The 20,411-nt window shown below is 69.1% G+C and carries 17 protein-coding genes and 3 pseudogenes; 12 read left to right on the top strand and 8 right to left on the bottom strand.

Annotated elements, in window-relative coordinates; all coding sequences use genetic code 11:
• Positions 1–111: 111 nt before the first annotated feature.
• The gene (locus OG841_RS02850) at positions 112–753 is read right to left on the bottom strand and encodes a gamma carbonic anhydrase family protein (protein WP_328642939.1); all 642 of its coding nucleotides are present in this window, start codon (positions 751–753) and stop codon (positions 112–114) included.
• A 264-nt stretch (positions 754–1,017) separates the two neighbouring features.
• On the opposite strand from OG841_RS02850, the gene OG841_RS02845 reads away from it, so the two are divergent.
• Positions 1,018–1,665: a restriction endonuclease gene (locus OG841_RS02845; protein WP_371563116.1), complete on the top strand. Its 648-nt coding sequence runs from the start codon at positions 1,018–1,020 to the stop codon at positions 1,663–1,665.
• 87 nt (positions 1,666–1,752) lie between these two features.
• Here the strand turns inward: OG841_RS02845 and OG841_RS02840 are convergent, their stop codons facing one another.
• From OG841_RS02840 to OG841_RS02830, 3 genes are all read right to left on the bottom strand, one after another.
• Positions 1,753–2,286, bottom strand: a complete 534-nt coding sequence (locus OG841_RS02840) for a DUF6262 family protein (protein ID WP_328642941.1) — start codon at positions 2,284–2,286, stop codon at positions 1,753–1,755.
• Positions 2,279–2,713: a hypothetical protein gene (locus tag OG841_RS02835; RefSeq protein WP_371563113.1), complete on the bottom strand. Its 435-nt coding sequence runs from the start codon at positions 2,711–2,713 to the stop codon at positions 2,279–2,281. Before OG841_RS02835 ends, OG841_RS02840 begins: the two co-directional genes overlap by 8 nt.
• A 62-nt stretch (positions 2,714–2,775) precedes the next feature.
• Complete coding sequence (locus OG841_RS02830; protein ID WP_371563110.1) at positions 2,776–4,059, bottom strand: hypothetical protein; 1,284 nt, start codon at positions 4,057–4,059, stop codon at positions 2,776–2,778.
• 201 nt (positions 4,060–4,260) lie between these two features.
• Here OG841_RS02830 and OG841_RS02825 point away from each other — a divergent pair, with 201 nt between their 5' ends.
• Together OG841_RS02825 and OG841_RS02820 are read left to right on the top strand one after the other, a co-directional pair.
• Positions 4,261–5,049 (top strand): tyrosine-type recombinase/integrase, encoded by a 789-nt coding sequence (locus OG841_RS02825; protein WP_371563108.1) that lies wholly within the window; start codon positions 4,261–4,263, stop codon positions 5,047–5,049.
• Between the two features lie 66 nt (positions 5,050–5,115).
• Complete coding sequence (locus tag OG841_RS02820) at positions 5,116–5,511, top strand: GNAT family N-acetyltransferase (protein ID WP_328642944.1); 396 nt, start codon at positions 5,116–5,118, stop codon at positions 5,509–5,511.
• 321 nt (positions 5,512–5,832) lie between these two features.
• On the opposite strand, the gene OG841_RS02815 is transcribed toward OG841_RS02820, so the two are convergent.
• The 3 genes from OG841_RS02815 to OG841_RS02805 form a co-directional block, all read right to left on the bottom strand.
• Positions 5,833–9,126: a family 78 glycoside hydrolase catalytic domain gene (locus OG841_RS02815; RefSeq protein WP_328642945.1), complete on the bottom strand. Its 3,294-nt coding sequence runs from the start codon at positions 9,124–9,126 to the stop codon at positions 5,833–5,835.
• Positions 9,127–9,170: 44 nt separating this feature from the next.
• Positions 9,171–9,488, bottom strand: coding sequence for a hypothetical protein (locus tag OG841_RS02810; RefSeq protein ID WP_328642946.1), 318 nt, complete (start codon positions 9,486–9,488; stop codon positions 9,171–9,173).
• 294 nt (positions 9,489–9,782) lie between these two features.
• Positions 9,783–10,781, bottom strand: coding sequence for a LacI family DNA-binding transcriptional regulator (locus tag OG841_RS02805; RefSeq protein WP_328642947.1), 999 nt, complete (start codon positions 10,779–10,781; stop codon positions 9,783–9,785).
• Between the two features lie 443 nt (positions 10,782–11,224).
• Here OG841_RS02805 and OG841_RS02800 point away from each other — a divergent pair.
• Positions 11,225–11,418 (top strand): annotated as a pseudogene (locus OG841_RS02800) (pirin-like C-terminal cupin domain-containing protein); the annotation flags it as partial.
• Positions 11,419–11,614: 196 nt separating this feature from the next.
• Here OG841_RS02800 and OG841_RS02795 read toward each other — a convergent pair.
• Complete coding sequence (locus OG841_RS02795) at positions 11,615–12,553, bottom strand: L,D-transpeptidase (protein WP_328643752.1); 939 nt, start codon at positions 12,551–12,553, stop codon at positions 11,615–11,617.
• Positions 12,554–12,893: 340 nt separating this feature from the next.
• Between OG841_RS02795 and OG841_RS02790 the strand changes: the two are divergent.
• The 8 genes and pseudogenes from OG841_RS02790 to OG841_RS02755 form a co-directional block, all read left to right on the top strand.
• Positions 12,894–12,986 (top strand): annotated as a pseudogene (locus OG841_RS02790) (SigE family RNA polymerase sigma factor); the annotation flags it as partial.
• Positions 12,987–12,989: 3 nt separating this feature from the next.
• Positions 12,990–13,335 (top strand): annotated as a pseudogene (locus tag OG841_RS02785) (short-chain dehydrogenase); the annotation flags it as partial.
• A 444-nt stretch (positions 13,336–13,779) separates the two neighbouring features.
• On the top strand, positions 13,780–14,031 hold the full coding sequence (locus OG841_RS02780) for a hypothetical protein (protein ID WP_328642948.1): 252 nt from the start codon (positions 13,780–13,782) through the stop codon (positions 14,029–14,031).
• The gene (locus OG841_RS02775; RefSeq protein ID WP_328642949.1) at positions 14,007–14,291 is read left to right on the top strand and encodes a fumarylacetoacetate hydrolase family protein; all 285 of its coding nucleotides are present in this window, start codon (positions 14,007–14,009) and stop codon (positions 14,289–14,291) included. Before OG841_RS02780 ends, OG841_RS02775 begins: the two co-directional genes overlap by 25 nt.
• 153 nt (positions 14,292–14,444) lie before the next feature.
• The gene (locus OG841_RS02770) at positions 14,445–15,734 is read left to right on the top strand and encodes a bifunctional glycosyltransferase family 2/GtrA family protein (protein ID WP_365116051.1); all 1,290 of its coding nucleotides are present in this window, start codon (positions 14,445–14,447) and stop codon (positions 15,732–15,734) included.
• Positions 15,735–15,871: 137 nt separating this feature from the next.
• A complete protein-coding gene (locus OG841_RS02765) occupies positions 15,872–17,998 on the top strand; it encodes an ArnT family glycosyltransferase (RefSeq protein WP_371563097.1) in 2,127 nt (708 codons plus the stop codon).
• A 50-nt stretch (positions 17,999–18,048) separates the two neighbouring features.
• A complete protein-coding gene (locus OG841_RS02760; protein WP_328642952.1) occupies positions 18,049–18,792 on the top strand; it encodes a response regulator transcription factor in 744 nt (247 codons plus the stop codon).
• Positions 18,789–20,327 carry a sensor histidine kinase gene (locus OG841_RS02755; protein WP_365116047.1) on the top strand — a complete coding sequence of 513 codons (1,539 nt, stop codon included), beginning with the start codon at positions 18,789–18,791 and terminating at the stop codon, positions 20,325–20,327. The genes OG841_RS02760 and OG841_RS02755 overlap by 4 nt, the downstream gene beginning before the upstream one ends.
• Positions 20,328–20,411: the final 84 nt, after the last annotated feature.

Below are 20,411 nucleotides of genomic sequence, written 5' to 3'. Positions count from 1 at the left end.
AGTTCCTAGGTAGTTCTGACCGAGCCGCGGACGGTCAACACCCCGGTTCGGCGGCGGAAATCCGACCGCCGATGCGAGACAGATCTACCGACGGATTTCTGGCGCAGCACACTAGCCGAGATTCAGAACCTCATCGTCCGCGTGCGTGCCGAACTCGGCGACGCGCACCTCCGCGATGCGCTCGTACCGGCTGATCCGGTCGGTCCACTCCGCACCGATGCCGAACGCCACCTGCGCGAAACCCACCCGCCCGACGGCCTCTGCCAGACCTGGATCGCCTGGGGCCAGCAGCCGCAGCGGCGCGTCAAGCGCCACGGTGTGCGGCGGCACGAAGAACTCGTCCGGCAGAACGGCGCGCGCATGGACGAGCGCACCGACAGCGACAACAGAGCCGGCCCCCAACCGTGCGCCCTGCAGGACGGTCGCCGCGGTCGCCACGTAGACGCACCTGCCGACCTCGCAGCCCAGCAGCGTGGCATGCGGCCCCACGAAGACGTGGTCGGCGACAAGTACCGGCTGGTCGCCGGCGACCGCAGACCCGCGCAACACCGCGTTCTCGCAGATCAACGACGCTTCCCCGACCTCGATCCGAGATCCCTCGGCATCGAGCACCGCACCGTACATCACGCGCGCCCTCGGCCCCACGCGGACATCACCAACGAGCGTGGCCGTCGGGGCGACGTAGGCGGTGGGATGGACCTGCGGTTCATGCCCGCGATGCAGGATGCGGATTCCCCGCGCTTCAACGATCATGAGCGGATTCTCGGCCGGCGGACAGCGAGCTTGCTGGCGGATTTCAGACGTCGCGTTCGCTGGGACCTGCGCCATCCGCGATCTGAGGCACTACGGGGCGAAACGTTGGCTGATGCGGCACTAGTGTCCTGCGCCGCAAGTTCCTAGGTAGTTCTGACCGAGCCGCGGACGGTCAACACCCCGGTTCGGCGGCGGAAATCCGACCGCCGATACGAGACAGATCTACCGACGGATTTCTGGCGCAGCACACTAGCGATCGGCAAGATGGTGTGGGAGTGGCTCACGGAAGACGTAAGCCGGTGGATCACCGTGGACCTGTGGGGGCTGATCTCCGGTCACCCCTGGTGGGGCGGCCTCATCGCCATCGGCACACTGACTACGCTCATCCTCCTGGCGAAGCTGCTGTCCTTCCTGTTCGGCGCCGGCACCTACGCCTACGCCTACGTCGGCAACGACGAGGACTCCACCGTTACGCCGGGCGAAGCAGTGGATCCAGATGTGCTGACCTTCAAGATGAAGCAACTCGCAGCGATGAGTGCGACGGGGTTCGACCAGGCGTGCGCCGATCTCCTTGCCCGGGACGGGTTCCGCAGCACACGGCGGGTGGGAGGCGCCGGAGACCTTGGTGTGGACGTCACCGCCCGGGACCGTGACGACCGGCTCCTGATCTTGCAGTGCAAGCAGTATTCGAGCCCGGTCGGCTCAGGGCACGTGCAGAAGTTCAACGGGACTGCGCGCCTCCACCATGGAGCCGACGTCCCGATCATGATCGGCCTCAACGGCTTCACCCAGCCTGCGATCCACTTCGCCGCGCACCACGACCTCATCCTCATGGGCCGTCCCGAGCTGAAGAGGTGGGCTCACGGCCAGCACCTGTACGAGGTCCTGGGCATCCCGAGCACGACCCAGTGACCCGCGCCCCTCGACGCCCGCCCGGTGCGGGCGGCCGTCGAGGGGCGGGCGTGGATCACACAGCGGGCTCCTGGTTCCCCGACCGGATCATGCGGCGCAGGCTGGTCCTAGCCCCGGCGAATCGTCCTCCGCCTCGGTGAGCCGGCCCTGCAATTCCTCGGCACGGGCCTTCTCCTGGGCGAGTTCGCCCTCCAGACGCTGATTGGCGGCGGTCAGCTCGTCGACGCGGGCGCCGAGGTCGGCGGCGCCAACCTGATCGATCTGCTGCCCCAGGGAGCGGCGCACGGCTGCCTTGAGACGGTCGACTTCCTCCCGCAGCCGCCGGTTGTCCTCCCGGGTGATCTGCACTTCCACCTGCCAGCCGGCCGGAGCCTTCCGGCCGCCGTCCTCGCGCGGCTGACGGGCCTGGCGGCGCCGGGCCTGCTCGATGACCTCGCGCACACCCTCCGCGTAAACCAGCCAGTGCGAGACCTTCGCTGTGCGGGCCACCGCGGTGAAGGAGACCGGCTCCTTCTCGGCAAGCATCTGGTCGACCACGCCCAGGACCCGGGCGCGTTTGACCCGGGAGTCCTTCTGCCGGGCCTCGTGCAGGACCTGCGCGGGGGTGCGGGGTTCAGCCATTGCAGTTGCTCCTGGTGGGAAGGCCGACGATCGGCAGAAGGTTCGGCGGCTCCGCGGCGCGGACCTTGCGCAGCAGGGCGGCCGCCTCCTCGATGTGGTGGCGTTCGGCTTCGGGCATCTCGGCAAGCGCGGTACGGATGCCGGTGACCACCGCCTGGAAGGAGTCGATCTGGTCGGTGAGGTTGCGGATGACGAACGCGGCCGCATCCATGGCCACGGCGCTCTCCCGGTCGGCCTTCAGACCGCGGATGTGGTCCTCGACCGCCGGGAGGAACGAGGGAGCCGGGCGGTAGAAGCCGCACCCCGAGCACTGGAAACGGATCGGGCACTTCCCGCCGCCCGCCTTGACGTTGGACGGCTCGGTGCAGTTGCCGAACGGCGTCCCCACCGACCGCGCGTCGTACACGGTCGCCGATGAGGTCGGCATAGGGTGCCCGGACCGATCGACGACGTGAAGGCGCATCGTCTCCACTGCCTCGCGGCGCCGCTTCAGGGAGACCGTGAAGTAACCAAGAGTGGTGTCTGCCGACCGGTGGTCCATGAGATCGCGCAGGGTGTGCAGGTCAGTGCCGGCGTCCGCGTGCCGCTGGGCAGCCAGCGCACCTCCCAGGGGCGCCGGCCGGTGTCACGGAGCAGGACGTAGACGGTGCGCAGCATCGCCTGCACCACCTCCGGCGGGAAGTCCCCGTAGGGGAAGTCGACGCCGATGAGGTCGGTGGCCGCATCCAGCTGGGCGATGAGGAGTTCGGGGATGGCCTTGCCGGCCATGTCCTCGCTGGCGTCCTCGTAAGGGATCTGGTGGTGGCGCTGGCGGGCGAACCCGGTGGCGAGGTCGTCGACGACCTGCAGGCGGCGCCCGAAGTCGAGGAGCTGGCAAAAGCATGTGAGGAGCTCGTTGCGGGCGCCCGCGGACAGCGGTCCGGTGCCGTCCTCCCGCTGGCGGGTACGGATCTCCTCGACGACGGCGTCCATGTCGGTGATCTTCAGCGCGGAAGGGTCGTGGCCGCCGCTCGGTCGCAGCTCCAGGGCACGCGATGCGGCTGCGCAGGCCCTGAAGAACCGCCGGAAGTCGGTGTTCTCGGGGGTGGTCTCCTTCACCCAGTCCGCCAGCAGGCGGCGCAGCCAGTCCTGCCGGATCACCGAAGTGTCCAACTGCCGCGGGACCGTACGCACCCCGGAGCGGGTGCGCGAGCGCAGACCCAGGTCGGCGAGCTCCCACACGGGTTTGTCGAGCGGGTCGATCCCGCGGAACTTGTCGAAGGCCGCGCGCACCAGGCGCAGCACGTCGTTCCAGTGGGCCTCGCAGTTGCGGTCGATGTACCCGAGGTCGGCGAGCTGCTTGGGCGGCAGGGCGGCGATACTGTCGACGCCCTCCAGGCCGCGGACCAGGAGCCGCACCGCGACCGGGCTCAGCGTCGGCCGCTGGGCATCGCGCTGCACCAGGGCGTGGAGGACCTCACGGCGCAGCAGCGGGTTCAGCGGCAGCAGCGTGAACTGGAAGCCGCTCAGACACGGACTCTGCACCGCTGCCCAGCCGGCCAGGTCCTCGCCGGTCGCGTCCTTCATACCGAGTTCCTTGCGGTGCCGGCGCCAGCGCTCGCGGTGGTAGGTGCACAGCGCAGTCCGGCGGCCGTGCGCCGTGCCGTCGCAGGCCCCCACCAGGCACGGGCGGCCGCGAGGAAGGGGGTGGGCCATGGTCGCGAGCCAGTCGGCGAGCTCCAGCTGTGTCTGCCCACTCTTGTACTGGTAGCGCCACTTGACGTAATGCGGCATGCAGCTGCCCCGGCTCGCCGCCTCCAGCGCGCAGCGGACCCCCTCGCCGGCTGGGCTTCGGTGACCGTCTGGCAGTTGTCGCGGTTCCTGCACTGGCTTGTCGAGGAGCCGCTGCCGTCGCGGAGTCGGCGAGGTGGCGGGCCGGCACGGTTCCGTGGGGAGAACACCGCGAATGCGATCGTTGGCACGGTCTGTGAGTTCTTGGCCTTCGGCGTCCGGATGGGCTGGGTGGCCAAGGAGTTGCTGGGGCAGCTGACGGAGCCCAAGTATCTGCGCTACCTGCCGCCGGGCTACGACCCGGGCGAGGACGACCAGCGCCGTACGGTTCGGTCCCGGCTGATCAAGCTGGCGTCGCTGGACGCGGGGATCGAGTGGCTGACCATCGAGCAGATCGCGCGCCTGGTGGAGGTGGCCCGGCACGCGCGGGACCGCTTTCTGGTGCTGCTGCTGTGGGGCACGGGGATGCGGATCGGCGAGGCGCTGAGGCTGCGCCGGGAGGACATGCACCTGCTCGCCGACTCCCAGGCGTTCGGCTGCCAGGTGAAGGGCCCGCACGTGCACGTGCGGCGCCGGCTGAACAGCAACGGGGCCTGGGCGAAGTCGCGGCGGCCGCGGGTCATCCCGGTGACCACCGAGCTGGTCGCCTGTTACGCCGACTACCTTTACGAGCGGGCAGCGGTGCCGGAGGCCGAGTTCACCGAGCAGGTTTTGGTGAACCTCTTCCGGGCCCCGCTGGGCCGGGCGATGACCTATTCCAATGCCAAGGACCTCTTCGACCGCCTCGCGCGCGCGGCTGACCTGATCGCCCGCCCGCACATGGTCCGCCACGGCGCGGCGACGCACTGGATCCGCGGTGGCACCGACCGTTCCGTCGTGTCCGACCTGCTGGGGCACCTGTCGGACTCGTCGATGAGTGTGTACGTCCATGATGTGCCCTCCGGCTGGGTGGGGTTCATCCCGAGCGAGCGCCACGCCAGAGCCTGGTTTTGACGGCAACCGAGGGTGAGTGAGTCGCCCGCCCTGTAGTCCGGCTCCGGCGGTCACTAGGTTCGGATCATGACGATCACATATGAGTGGCGGGGCGACGTCGACAACTCAGCTCTCAACAAGCTGCATGCCGAAGGATTCGATCACCCAGTCGGGCGGACGGATTGGCGTGCAAGGCTTCAACGGCACAGCCTCGGCTGGGTCTGCGCCTGGGAGGATCACCGTTTGATTGGCTTCGTCAACGTGGCCTGGGACGGCGGCGTCCATGCGTTCGCCCTGGACACGGTCGTCGCTCAGCGCAATCGTTCGAACGGGGTGGGAGCCGCGCTGATCAAGGCAGCTGCTGAGGGATGTCGTGCTGCGGGGTGCGAGTGGCTGCACGTCGACTTCGAAGAGCACTTGCGATCGTTCTACTTCGATGCCTGCGGCTTCAGAGAGACGACGGCAGGTCTGATCGCCTTGTGACCTTGGTCCAGCCCGTTGGGGACTCAGCCTTCGCCGTCACCCGAACGTGGTCGGCGCTCCACGATGTCGGCGGGCTCGTGGAGAAGGCATTCCAGCTGCGGGTGACCCGGCCACCGTTCTGATTGCGCAGGAGGTCGAGCAGGCCAGGGGGGTGCCACTGAACAGGCCCGCGGCTGCACGCACGAGATGCTGAAGATCCTTGAAGCGCGCCATGACCTGCATAGTGGAAGCCGAAGGTCTGGGCCCTGCCGAGCCTGCTCGCGGGTCGTTGGCGGGCCCGGAATGTCCGGGCCCGCCAGAACGTCATGCGGCTCTCCGGGCCTATTCGGCCTCCCCGCGGACGGTGTGGACGCCGAAGTCGTAGGACCCCGAGCCGACCTCGAACACGGCGGCCCCCTTCTCCATGCGCAGGAAGCGGACTCCCTTGGCGGCGTCGGCCGGTCGGCCGCCCTCGGTGACCGCCCAGTGGGTCGTCGCCGGGACATGGACTTCCGCGACCGTGTTGACCGGGACCGTCACCTTCAGGTCGAACGCGCCCTTGTGTGTGCTCCACTTCGACGACAGGCGGCCGTAGACGGTGGTGAGGCTTCCGGTGCCTTGCGTCAGGTTCCCGCCGGGAACCGGCGCGATCCGGGAGCGCTTGTAGCCGGGCTCGAGCGCGGAGATGCCGCCGATGTTCTGGAACATCCAGTCACCCACGGCGCCGTAGGCATAGTGGTTGAAGGAGTTCATGTCGACCGGGCCGAAGTCGCCGTTGGGCATGATGGAGTTCCAGCGCTCCCACATGGTGGTGGCACCGTTGGCGACTTCGTAGCCCCAGGACGGGTAGTCCTTGTGCAGCAGCATCTTGTAGGCCAGGTCGTCCCGGCCGATCCTGCTCAGCGCGGGCAGCAGCAGCGGCGTGCCGATGAAGCCGGTCCGCAGGTGGTAGTCGGTGAGGGCCAGTTTGGCCACGAACTTCTCACCGACCTTGTCGACCAGTGCCGGATCCGAGACCAGGTTCATGGCGAGGGCCATCGCGTACCCGGTCTGGGAGTTGCCCTTGACGGTGCCGTCGGCCGCGACATAGGCCTTGGTGAAGGCGTCGCGGATGTCGGCGGAGAGCTTGCCGTAGTCGGACGCCGCCGCGTCATCGCCCAGGGCCTTGGCCGTCTCCGCCATCATGCGGGCGTTCTCGGCGTAGTAGGCCGTGCCCAGGATGCCCTGCTCGGTCGGGTCGTCCAGGTTCAGCCAGTCGTTGGTGAAGAAGGTGGTGCGGCCGGGCTCGAGCAGGTCCGGTCCGGCGCTGGTGCGCACGAACTGGAAGAACTTCTGCATGGCGGGGTAGTTCTCGCGCAGGATGCGGGTGTCGTCGTAGGAGCGCCATACGTGGTACGGCACCGTGATCATCACGTCGGACCACCCGACACCGCTGTCGCCGAACTGGCCCTGAGGGGTGGGTACGACCGCCGGCAGGTCGCCGTTGGCGTACTGGGAGTTGCGTACGTCCGCCATCCAGTGGGACAGGAACGCACGGGTGTCGACCAGGTAGTTGGCCGTCGGCGCGAACAGGCTGATGTCTCCCGTCCACCCCAGACGTTCGTCGCGGGCCGGGGTGTCGGTGGGGATGGAGAGGAAGTTGCCGCGCTGGCTCCAGGAGATGTTGCTCACCAGTTGGTTGAGCATGCTGTCCGAGGTCTTCAGCGTGCCGGTGGTGGGGAGGTCGGACCCCCATACGACGCCGTTGACGTCCAAGAGAGCGGGAGGCTCGTTCACCCCGGTGATCTCGATGTAGCGGAAACCGTGCTGGGTGAAGGTGGGTTCGTAGGTGACCGTTCCGGTCCCGGCGAAGGTGTAGCGGTCGGTGACCTTGGCACTGCGGAAGTTGTCGGTGTAGAGGGTGCCGTTCTTGTTGAGCACTTCCGCGTAGCGGATCTTGACGGTCTGGCCGGCGGAGCCGGTCAGCTTCAGCCGTGACACGCCGACCATGTTCTGACCGAGGTCGTAGACGTAGGTCCCGGGGGTGGGTTCGGTCATCTTCCGGGCCTGGAGCACCTGAGTCCGGCGCACCGGCTCGTCGCTCTGCGGGACCAGGAGTGCGGTCTGTGAGTCCACGCTCGCGGCGGGCTCCCACTGCGCGTCGTCGAAGCCTGGTCGGCTCCAGCCCGACGGCTCCAGACGAGCGTTGTACGTCTCGCCGTCCTGCAGGTCGGCCTTCGCGAAGGGCCCGTCCGACGCCTTCCATGAACCGTCCGTGGCGATCCACTGGATGGAGCCGTCGGTGTAGGTGACGCGCATCTTCGCCACGAGAGCGGGAGTGTCACCGTACTGGTGGGTCCAGCCGAGCCCGACCTTGCCGGCCCACCAACCGTCCGCAAGGGACGCGCCGATGACGTTGCCTCCGCTGTCGAGCAGTTTCGTGACGTCGTAGGTCTGGGACTGGATGCGCTTGTCGTAGTTCGTCCAGCCCGGGGCGAGCACCTGGTCGCCGACCGGCTTGCCGTTGAGCTCCAGCTGGTAGAGGCCGAGTGCGGAGGCGTAGACGCGCGCGGAGGCGATCTTCTTGCCGGCCTTGGTCGTGAAGTCCTTGCGCAACAGTGGCAGCGGCCGGGACGCGGGTGCGTAGAGGGCGTCCGTGGTGCCGGACACGACGAGGGCGGAGTCGACGATCTCACCGCCGGTGAACGGGTTGCGGCCGGAGGCGAAGTCGGTGTCCAGCAGCGTGCCGCCGTCGGTGCCGGTCACGACGGCGTCGTAGACCGTTCCGCGTTCACCGCAGCATGCGTGGGTGCGGAAGCCTAGGTACCCCTTCGTGAACGTGGAGTCCGTGAAGGTGTTGACCAGCTTGCCGTCGAGTGTCGTCTTGATGGTGGTGCCCGAGACCTCGTAGCGGACGGTGTGTCGGCCGGCGAGGAGACTCGCGTTGGTGAAGCCGTAGGGCGCGAGATCCACGTCCTGCACCACGGTGTAGTTGCCGTTGACCTGCTTGTGCAGCCTCAGCATCGGTGTCGGGCCCGTGACGTTGAACTGCCACATGTACCCGTTGCCCACATCCGGGGCGCGCAGGAACATGCCGAAAGCGGCGCTGTCGAGCTTGAACTCGACCGTAGCGGTGTAGTCCGTCCACTTGTCCAGCTCGCTCGGAGCCGCGGGGCGCGTGATCCACTGGGCGCCGTCCCAGTCTTCGGAGTCCAGCAGGCCGGTCTCGAAGTACGCGGTCGCGCTCCACGGACTCGCGACTCCCTTGTCGTCCCAGGCCCGAACGCGCCAGTGGTAACGGATGCCCGCCTCCAAGGCAGGCCCGCCGTACCGCACGCCGACCTGGCGGCCGGACGCCACCTTGCCGGACGACCACACGTCGGTCGAGCCCGGCTTGCGTCCGACCTGGATCTCGTAGGCCGTCTGCGATGTCGCCCGCCGGGCTGACGTCAACTGCCAGCCGAGGACCGGGTCGTCACCGCCGATGCCCAGCGGGTTCACCCGGCCGTTGGCAGTCAGAGCCTTCACGGCGAACGGCGCGTCCGAAGCCGACGCCGCGGGGGACACGGGCGCCGGCAGGATCACCGCGCCTGCGACCACGGCACACATGACAAGGCCTCTCAGGAGTACGAGCAGTAGTGGGCGTTCACGGAGCATGGCATCTCCTGCTGATCCGTTGTGGAGGGGTGCGTGTTCTCGGCTCACGACGTGGCGAGGTGCTGTGCGTTGCGGAGATCAGTCCGCTGTTCCGCTCGGCAGGGCCGCCTCGAGTGCGGCAGCGGCGTCGGCGCCGCCGTCTTCGAACGGCCCCTGCTCGGCAGGGTGGGCAGCCGGTGGGCGGATAGGTCCAGGAAGAGTCCCAGCCGCTTCTCGACGGTCTTGACGGCGGCCCGCTGGATGTCGTTCCAGACGCCGAGGTCCTTGAGCGCCATTTCCAGGTCGAGGACCTGCCCGGCTTCGCCCGAGGCGGTGAGCTTCTGCCAGGAGGGCGACACGGCGGTTCTGAGGGTCTTGCGCACAGGTGCTCCTTGGCGCGCGGCTTGTTGTTGAAACGCTTCAATCCGGGGGACGTCGGGAACCTATGACCCGTTTCGGCGTGTGTCAATAAGCTGTCGCGGATGTTTCCGAACCGCACCGAGAGCTGCGGGGGGCGGTTGTCCGGAGGGGCTACCCTCAGCGTGAAGCGATGAACAGCTGGTCAGCGTGTCCAGCGGGGCACGGCGTGGACAGTTCGAAGGGCGAGTGGAGCCGGACGATCAACTCTGCGCGTCCCGCGCACGATCACTCGTACTCGGCGTGCCGACGCCGGACTCTCAGCGGGGCGCGCTGGCGCGGACGATCAGCTCGGGCTCCAGCACGACGGTGGCATGACGGTGCTGCTTGCCCGAGGCCACCTCGTCCATCAGGAGTCGGATCGCTTCCCGTCCCATCATCCGGCCCGGCATGTCCACCGCGGTCAGTGGAACCGCCGCGGCGCCCGCCGCGCGGTTGTTCTCGCACCCCACGACGGCGATCCGGTCGGGCACCCGGATCGCTGCCACGGTGTGCAGTTCGTGGATGATGGCATGGGCCAGTTCATCGGTGACGACCACGAGGCCGTCCGGCAGATCGCCGGGTGCTCTCCGTGCGAGATCCTGCCCGACCACATGGCCATGGGGCGTGGTCAGGCCGCCACTGTCGATCTCCTCCAGGGTGACGCCGGGGCCCGCCTCCTCGACTGCCGCGCGGACACCCCTGCGTCGGTCGCGCACCGGCTGGTAGTCGTCGTGGGCGGCCACATAGGCCAGTCGTGTGCGCCCCGTGTCGATGAGATGGCGGGCTGCCAGATATCCGACGTGTTCGTTGTTGACCAGCACCGAACAGCATGTGCCCGGCTTGGGGGAGTAGTTGAGGAGCACGACCTGGCGCCCGTGCGAACGGATGCGCGCGATACCGGCGGAGGAGTCCTCCATCGGAGCCAGCAGCACTCCGGTCACCCGGGACTCGTCGAACAGGTCCAGGTAGTCGTCCTGAAGCGTCATGTCGCACGCCGTGTTCGCGAGCAGCAGGTTCTGGCCGACCGCGCGGGCGGCGTCCTGGGCGCCGTGCGCCATGTCGATGAACAGGGAGTTCTCGATGTCGGCGAGCACCATGCCGACGCTGTTGGTCGATCCCGACACCAGGGACCGGGCCGCGTCGTTGCGTACGAAACCCAGACGGCTGATGGCTTCACGGACCCGCTCGGCCGTCGCGGGGCTCACCTTCGACGGATGGTTGAGGACGTTGGAGACGGTGCCCACCGAGACGCCCGCGGCGTCGGCGACGTCCTGCACGCTCGGACTGGCATGCCCCTGTACTGCTCGCGGACGGGCGGTTGCCACGGTGCTCCTCCGACCTCCGGTCTCGTTCGGCCCGCGACCGTCAGGCACTCGCAGGGACCAGGCTGTCGCGGACAAGCCGCAGAATACACGACACGCGTTGAAGCGCTCCAATATGTGCCTCCAGGCGCACTCCCTCGGCGACGCGAGAGCCGTCCAATAACAGCTGGTCACACGACACGTCCTGCCAGTGAACCTCCCTGGCACCGGGTCGAGCACCTGCCGACCCGGGAGGCACAGGAAACCTTGCGGGCACCGGAACGGCTGTCCGCTGATGTGGGCAATCGCCGCGCCGGGTCTTGGCGGTCCGTGGGGGAGCGGGCGAGCTCCCATCGCCCCCGATTGAAGCGCATCAATCGAATGGGTGCCGGTAGACCGGGCCCAGGGGATGCGGCAACACCATGCTCTACGTCGGCTGCGGCCGCACCGGACTCCCGCTGCGCGCCGAGTCGGACGCGGGCCTGATGCTCCTGGGCGGCGAGCCGTTCGAGGAGGAACTCGTCGTGTCCTGGAACTGGATCGGGGAGTCCGGATCGGGGAGTCCCTGGAGGAGATCGAACAGGCGCGGCAGGACTGGATGGAAGGCCGGCGCTTGGCCACGACCTGACGGGGGCGGGCAGTGTGACATCCGGGCTACGCGTGTACCCCCGACCACAACCCTGCGGGAACGCCGGACCCCATCAGGTGCCGCCGCTGGCACGCAACCACCCGCCCCGCATCGGCGAAGACCGGAGTCGGAGCCCGCCCGTCAGTCGGCACGTGCTGACCAACGCCGCCACCGCGACGCGTCACAGGGCGGCGGTCGTACCCTCTCCGGAGGCGCTGCCCGTGAGCCACTGGTCCCAGCCCAGGTTGAAGTCGGCGTAGCCGTTGTCGGCCGGGGCCTTGCCGCGGGGTGAGCCGGTGATGGTGATGGGGTCGCCCTGCTTGACCTGACCGTAGAACCACTTGGCGTCCGCCAGGGACAGGTGGACACAGCCGTGAGAGCCGCGTGCGCTGCCGCTGCCCGGGTTCGGGTCGCCGGTCGAGTAGTGGACGTAGGTGCCGGACTGGGTGAGGTGGATGTCCCAGGGAAGTGTCAGGTCGTAGTAGTTGGGACTGCCCTTGTCACAGCTGATACCGACGCTGCAGGAAGTCATGTGGACCTTCTCCTGCTTGTCGATGACGGCCATCGTGCCGTCCCACGTCGGATACTCGGCGCTGCCCGCGTTGATCGACAGGGTGCGCACCGGCGCGCCGTTCCGGGTCACCTTCATGGTGTGGCCGGTCACCGAGACATCCGCGCGCACGTCGTCACCGATCTTGAAGGTGTGCGTGTAGCTGTGTACGCCGTAGCGTCCGTTGCCGTTGCTGACACCCTTCATGTCGGCGTCGATCTTCACCGTCGTACCGGAGGGCCAATACGTCTTCGGGCGCCAGTCGGCGCGCTTGTCGCCCATCCAGTGCCAGGCGCCGGCCACCGTCTGGGAGGCGCTCACCTTCATGTGCTTTTCCACTGTGGCCCGCGCCTTGGCCGCCACCGGGTTCGTGAAGATCACCGAGATCGGCATGGCCACGCCGACCGTGGTGCCCGTCTGCGGGGTGATCGTCTCCAGCAGCATGGGCGGGCCCGCGGGTGTCGTCGGCGATGGAGAGGTGCTCGCGCCCGGCTTTCCCGATGCCTTCGCGTCGTCCCCGCCCGCCTTGTCGCTGCCGCCTGCCCCGCAGGCGCTCGCGCCCACCAGCATCACACCCGTGACGCATGCGATCCATATGCTGCCCTTGCGCCGTCCCACGAACTGCCCCGGTCTACTCGCTGTTCGGCCCTGACGGGCCCGTCCCCCTGTCAGACGGAGATGGCGTGGGCCGCAGTTGCGTGCGTCGCGCAAAACCTGTCCCAAGATTCGGTGCCACCGCAGGACGGGGACGACGGGGGAGGCGATGCCGCGCCCCTGTCGCCGCTGTGGCCCAGGTCTCATCGCCTGCGTGCAGCAGATCCCGGGGTGTCTCCGTCGAGGAGGGGTGACAGGAAGGGAGGAGCGTGTGGAGACGGACTTCGACGGTTTCGTAGCTGCCAGGTCGACCGCGCTGTTCCGGGGTGCCCTCGTCCTGACGGGGAATCGCGACGCCGCCGAGGATCTGGTCCAGGAGACACTGGAGCGGGCCTGCCGCAAGTGGCGCACCGACCTGCACGGGGAGCGGGCGTACAGCCCGGGCCGCCGCCTACGGCCAGTCCAGGCCGGCCGACCTGATATTCACGTACGAGCTGCAGCGCCGGCTCGCCGGGGCGAGGCACCACCGTCGCGGTGGCCGCGCACCCCGGCTTGTCCAGCACTGAGCTCGCCCGCAACATCCGCGCGGTCCGTCGGCTTCCCGTCACCTGGCTCGCGCCGCTGATCACCGCGAGATCAAGGGCCCCCGGCTGGTCAATTGCAGCACGGATTCGTACGAGCCAGCCGTTCAGCAGCGGTTGTGTGCCGTCTCCGAAACCCTCACGGGGGTGAAGGTCCCCGTCGCTCAGTTCAAGCAGGACTCCATTTCCCTCCGGATCGGCCATCGCGACGTAGTCCGCGTCCGTAGCCAACACGGGATCGCCTCGCGGAAACGGGTGGTGCCGAGACCGCCGAGGCGCTCTCATGCGGTTTCGAGGACGGCCATCCGCGCGTCGCCGTGCGGGCCGGGTGCGGCGCGAACGTCCCGGTGCAGCCGAGCGGCTCCGCAACTCGCCGATGCGACATGTGACTTGGATGCTTCCGCATCTGCGGTAGCAGGTCAGCCACGGCGTCGGACCTTCGGGCGGCCCGGTGCGGGACGTGGCGGCGGGAGTGTGCGTCGTAGGCTCGTGTCCTGATGGAATCCTTGCGGAACTGGCTGCTGCCGTTGACTCTCGCGGCCTTCCCCGCAACTGCGGTTCTCCTGGGAGAAGATCGAGGGACTGAAGGGCTTCGCCGAACTCCTCGTACAGGAACCGGAGATGAGTTCGCAACGACGCCATGAGGCGCAGCAGCTGATCGTGCGGAACGCGGAACGGATGAGTCGACTCGTCGACAGCCTGTCTCAGCTGGCCAAGCTGGGTGATGTGCCCGCGACGCGGTGGCAGCCGGTCGACCTGCTGTCTCTGGCCGCGGACAGTATCGCCGCCGTCGCCGTGCAGTACCCGGACCGTGGCATCGGCCTGGGCCCCTGGTCACCACCGACGACGTGCCGATCGGCGCCCGCGGCCTGACGATGCACTGTTTCGTCGACGGGCGCGTCCGGCAGAAGGCGAGCACCTCGGAACTGCTCTTCGACGTCGCCACCGTCATCGCGCACGTCAGCAGAGCCGTCACCCTGCTGCCCGGCGATCTGATCAGCACCGGAACGCCGACCGGAACCGGCACCGGCCATGAACGCGAGGTGCCCCCTCGGTCCACAACCCAGGTGATCAGTGTGATCAGAGGTATCGGCGAACTCCGCAACGCCGTGATGCGGCCGGGCTCACTGTGAGCCGTGGGAGCCCTTTCGGCCATAGATCTGACTCCCCGTCAGTTCTCGGGATTCTCCCCCTACCCCCACAGGCGGGACGGCAACAGTGAGGCCGCGGCCCTGGACCAGGGCCTATGAGCCGCAGTCTGCCGTCCCCTCATGCCTGAGGAAGCCATGACTCCCACCCCCCACCTCACCGAACTCGCCGCCGGCGTGGAGCGTTCGGCCCCCTTCCAACCCGTCGAACGTCTGCTTCTCCCACACGCCGGCACCGCGACGGTGGACATCGTCGTGCCGGTCTACAACGAGGAACGCGCCCTGCCCGGGTGCCTGCGCACGCTCCACGCCCGACTGTCCCGGGGCTTCCCGTTCCCGTGGCGGATCACCGTGGCCGACAACGCCAGCACCGACGCAACCCTCGCCACGGCCCGTCGCCTCGCCGACGAGCTGCCCGGCGTCGGCGTCGTCCACCTGGACCGCAAGGGTCGCGGACTGGCGCTGCGCACCGTCTGGGGCGCCAGCGACGCGGACATCGTGGCGTACATGGACGTGGACCTGTCCACCGGTCTCGACGGGCTGCTCCCGCTGGTCGCTCCGCTGGCCAGTGGCCACTCGGACCTCGCGATCGGCTCCCGGCTGGCGTCCGGCGCACGCACGGTGCGCGGGCCACGCCGCGAGTTCATCTCCCGCTGCTACAACGGCATCATCCGGCTCACCCACGGTGTGCGCTTCACCGACGCCCAGTGCGGGTTCAAAGCGGCCCGCACCGACGTACTCCGGCCGCTGCTGGAGGTGACCCAAGACGACGCGTGGTTCTTCGACACCGAGTTGCTCCTGCTCGCCGAGCACAACGGACTGCGCATCCACGAGGTTCCGGTCGACTGGGTCGAGGACGTCGACACCCGGGTGGATGTGGCGAGTACCGCCAGGGAAGACCTGCGGGGCCTGTGGCGCATGGCGCGGCTCAAGGCCTCCGGTGACGCCCGGGTCGAGGTGCGGCCGCGTCCCGAGCCGGCCGCGGAACACCCCGACGCCGTCCTCGCGCCACCCACGCGCCGCGGTGCGCTGTCGTGGGAGGTCGGCTGTTTCCTCGCGATCGGTGTCGTCTCCACGGTCGGACAGGCCCTGCTGTACTGGCTGCTGCGTGGTTGGTGGTCTCCAGCCGTCGCCAACCTGATCTCGCTGTTCGGCCTCACCGTCCTCAACACCGAGGCCAACCGACGCCTCACCTTCCGGCACTCCATCACCCGGCCCACCCGTGCCCACCTCGGAGCGGGTGGGCTGTTCGTCCTCGGCTACCTGGTGACCTCCGGGGCGGTGCTGTGGTTCACGTCGCTCGATCCCGGAGCCTCACCGGCCGCGGAGACCGCGGTCCTCGCCACGGCGTCCGTCGCGGTCACCTGCGTGCGCTTCGCCGTACTGCGGCTGGCTGTCTTCGCCGCCCCCCGTAGCCGTAACCGTTGATGAGAGCGAATCCCGACATGAGCAACCACGCGCACCTCAGGCCCGCACCGGCGGCATCGGCACACGAAGGGAGGCGCACCACTACGTTTGTGCGCTCGCTGCCCACCTGGGCGGCTCCCGCGGCACTCGGAGCCGTCATGGTGCTCGCGGCAGTGCTCTACGGATGGGCACTGGGTTCCCTGGGGTGGGGCAACAGCTACTACTCGGCGGCCGTGAAGTCGATGGGGCAGAGCTGGACCCACTTCCTCTTCGGTGCCTTCGACCCGGCCGGCGTGGTCACGGTCGACAAGCCGCCGGCCGCCCTGTGGCCGCAGGTGATCAGCAGCAAGATCTTCGGGCTGCACGGATGGGCGCTGATCCTGCCGCAGGTGCTCGAAGGAGTGGCCGCGGTGCTGGCGCTGCACCGGACCGTGCGCCGCTGGGCGGGGGAGGGGGCGGCGCTGGTCGCCGCCCTGGTCCTCACCCTCACGCCCATCACGGTGGCGATCAACCGGGACAACAACCCCGACACTCTGCTGGTCCTGCTGCTGGTGTCCGCGGCGTACGCGCTGACCCGCGCACTGCAGGCCGAGGACCGGGCCGCGACGTGGTGGCTGTGCGCGAGCGGCTTCCTGATCGGGTGCGGATTCCTCACCAAAATGCTCGCCGCCTGGATGGTCATCCCCGCGTTCGCCGTCGCCTGGCTCGTGGGAGGAAGCGGCGCCTGGATACCGCGAGTGCGGCGTCTGCTGGGCGCGGGAGCCATCCTGGCGGCGTCCTCCCTGTGGTGGGTCGCCATGGTCGCCCTGTGGCCGGGCGACCGTCCCTACATCGGCGGCAGCAAGGACGGTTCGGCCTGGGACCTCGTGATCGGCTACAACGGTCTGGGGCGGGTGTTCGGCTCCAGTGACGGTGCACCCCAGGGGATGGGAGGCGGAGGTGGGGGCGGATTCGCCGGCGGGTTCGGCGGTGAGTACGGCCTGACCCGGATGTTCGGCACCCAGGTGGGCGGTCAGATCAGCTGGCTGCTGCCGCTGTGCGCCGTGGCCATGGTCGTCGCCGTCGTCGTGGCGGTACTGCACCGACGCGGGAAGCTGCCCGCGTCCGCCCTGTTGCCGGCCTCCGGTTGGCTGTTGTGGGGTACCTGGCTGGTGGTCTGCGCCGCCGTGTACTCGTCGCAGAAAGGGATCTTCCATCCCTACTACACCACCCAACTCGCGCCCGCCATCGCCGCTCTGTGCGGCGGACTGACGGCCGCCCTGATTCGCCTGCACCGCGCGGCCCTGAGCTGGGCGCCCCTGGTCGGCGTGGCCGGGGTCGCGGTGAGCGTGATCTGGGCGGTGGTGCTGATCCACCGTGAACCCGACTGGAACGGCTGGCTGGTGTGGCCGGTGCTGCTCGTGGGCTGCGCGGCCGTGGTCCTGCTGGTGCTGTCCCGACGGCACGGCCGGTTGCTGACGGTCGCCGTGGGCGCCGCGGTGGCATCGGTTCTGGTGGCCCCGGGTGCCTGGGCGGTGAGCGTGCCCGGCTCCACCGGCATGGGCGGCTCCAACCCGACGGCCGGACCGCAGACCCTCGGCTTCGGTGGAGGCGGCGGCATGCCCCGGCAGAGCGGGAACGGCGGAGGCCTTCCGTCGGGCATGCCGTCGGGGATGCCTTCCGGGATGCCGACGAACATGCCGGGATTCCCCGGCGGCAACGGGTCCTCGGGCCAGTCCGGTCAACCCTCGTCCGGCGGGCTGCCCTCCGGAATGCCCTCGGGTATGCCGTCCGGTATGCCCACAGGGGGAGCGAACGGCATGCCCGGTGGCGGCTCCGGAGGTGCCCCCCGGGGGCCCGGCGGGGGCGGCGGTTTCGGCAACGGGGAACTCACCGCCGACCAGCGCAAGATCCTCGAGTACGTCGTCGAGCAGGCACCCGACGCACGCATCAAGCTCGCGGTCGAGGGCGGCGCCCTGTCCGCCAGCGCCTTCATCCTGGGCAGCGACGAGACCGTCATCGGCATGGGCGGCTTCACGAACAGCGACAACGCGCCGTCGGTGGCCCAGTTGAAGGAGTGGACCAAGAACGGCGAACTACGCTACATCCTGGGTTCCGGCACGGGCGGCGGCGGTCTGCCGGGCCTGTCGGGCGGTTACGCCCAGCAGCGCTCCGACTGGATCGCCGACAACTGCACGAAGGTTCCCGCGTCGTCGTACGGCGGCACGACCTCCCAGACGGACAGCAGCGGCGCGACCGGACCCATGGGAGGCGGCAACGTGCTCTACGACTGCGCCGCCAAGTAACCCGGGCCGGAGCAAGCGCCGCCAGACGGCAGAACGGATCAGCAGACCTCATGACCGAGCAGCCCGCAGCGGCCAGGCCCGGATACCGGCTCCTCGTGGTCGAGGACGAGCCCAGCATCCGCACCCTGCTGGAGGCGACGCTTCGCCTGACCGGATACGAGGTGAGCAGCACCGACACCGGACAGTCGGCCCTCCTGGAGGTCGAACGCCGGGAACCGCACCTGGTGCTGCTCGACGTGATGCTGCCCGATCTCGACGGCTTCGAAGTGACCCGCAGGCTGCGGGCGGCGGGGAACGACTGTCCGATCCTGTTCCTGACCGCCCGCACCGGTACCGACGACCGCATCAGCGGACTGAGCGTCGGCGGGGACGACTATGTCTCCAAACCGTTCAGCATCGAGGAGGTGCTGCTGCGCATCGAGGCCATCCTGCGCCGAACGGCGCCGGCCATCACCGCGCAGGCCCTGCCGAGCGTCCTGAGCTACGCCGACCTGGAACTCGACGAAGGCGCCCACGAAGTGCACCGTGCGGGGGAGTACATCGCGCTCTCACCCACCGAGTTCAAGCTCCTGGCCTACCTCCTGGAGAACGCCGGGCAGGTGGTGAGCAAGATCCAGATCCTCGACCATGTCTGGAGCTACGATTTCGCCGGCGACGTCCGGATCATCGAGACGTACGTCCGCTACCTGCGCAAGAAGATCGACTGCTTCGATCCACCGCTCATCCAGACCGTGCGCGGGGTCGGCTACAGCCTGCGTCTCCCCCGTGATCACGGTGGGACGCCGGAGCAGTGACCCGCTTCCTGACCCAGCCGCCAGGATCGCTGAGACGACGGCTCGTCCTCGGCGTCACCGTCCTCGCCACCGCGGCCGTCCTGGCCTCCCAGGTCATCGGCTACGTGGTGCTGCGCACCTGGCTGCTGGACCGTGTCGATGAGCAGCTCGTCGAATTCCACCCCCCGGCACCGGCCTTCCACGACGCCGTCGACGGAACACTCCCGGCGCCCGAGGAGCGCCCGGACGTGCTGCCCTCGGACTTCCACATCTACTTCTACGACGCCGCCGGGCGCCTCCTGAACGACTCCCTCGGCTCCCGGACAAAGCCAGGGCCTCGGTTGGCCGATGACGTCCAGGATCTCGGTCTACGCGACGGGCATCCGGAAACCGTGCCCGCCAAGAGCGGTGACGGTCGCTGGCGAGTGATGCTCAACCCCGGCCCGGACGGGATGAGCGCGGTGGTCACCCTGCCGCTCGACACGGTCGACGGCGCCGCGTCGAAGATCCTCTGGCTGAACGCCGTCCTGCTCACCGTCACGGTCATCGCGCTGCTCGCCCTGGGCCGATGGGTGGTCCGGCTGGGCCTGCTGCCACTGACCAGAATGGAAAGCACCGCCCAGGACATCACCGCGGGCCGACTCAACCTGCGGTTGCCCGACACCGATCCGCGCACCGAGATCGGACGGCTCGGCCGGGTCCTGAACTCCATGCTCGACCGCCTCCAGAAGGCGCTGCTGTCCCGCGAGGCCTCCGAGGCCCGGCTGCGTCGGTTCGTCGCCGACGCCGGGCACGAACTGCGCACCCCGCTCACCGCCATCCAGGGCTACGCCCAACTCGCCCTGCGTCCCGAGCAGCGCTCGGCGCGGGAACTGCACGAGGCCAACCGCTTCATCGTGCAGAACGCGGAGCGCATGAGCCTGCTCGTCGACGACCTTCAGCTGCTGGCCACCCTGGACAAGGAGCCCTCCTACCTGAGGGAACGGGTCGACCTGCTGTCCCTCGCGGCGGACGCCGTCAGCGCGGCCGCCGTCCACAGCGCGTCCCACCCCGTCGACCTCGGCCCGTTGCACACCCCGGCCGATCCCACCGGAGCCGAGAGGCTCGACGTCGCGGAGACCGTCGGTGATCCGCACCGGCTGGGCCAGATCCTCGAGAACCTGCTGTCCAACGCCCGTATCCACACCCCGCCCGGCACTCTGGTCCACGTCCGCGTCGGTGGCACCCTGGTGGGGCCCGCGGCGGGTGGTGCCGACCGGCCCGGGCGCACCAGCGCCTCACCGCCGCTGCCGGAGCGCCTTCCGATCAGCGTGATCGAGGTGGCGGACGAAGGGCCGGGCCTCGGACCCGTCGACGCCGAGCTCGTCTTCGAACGCTTCTACCGCGCCGACCCCGCCCGTTCCCGGCTCCACGGTGGCAGCGGCCTCGGCCTCGCCATCGCCGCGACCATCGCCGAGGGCCATGGCGGCCGCCTCGAACTCGACACGGCCCCCGGTCGCGGCTGCACCTTCCGCCTGGTCCTGCCCGCGGCCGGCTCCGGCCGGGAATCCCGCTGATCGGGTCCTGGAGGACGCCCTGCGACCGAGGCCCTCGGGCAAGACCTGTGCGTCACGGTTCTCCGGGGTTGTCAGCCTGAGCAC

The sequence above is a fragment of the Streptomyces canus genome, assembly GCF_041435015.1.
Classification (GTDB): domain Bacteria; phylum Actinomycetota; class Actinomycetes; order Streptomycetales; family Streptomycetaceae; genus Streptomyces; species Streptomyces canus_G.
Note: the sequence above shows the minus strand (reverse complement) of the source record. Positions and strands in the feature narration are given on the sequence as shown.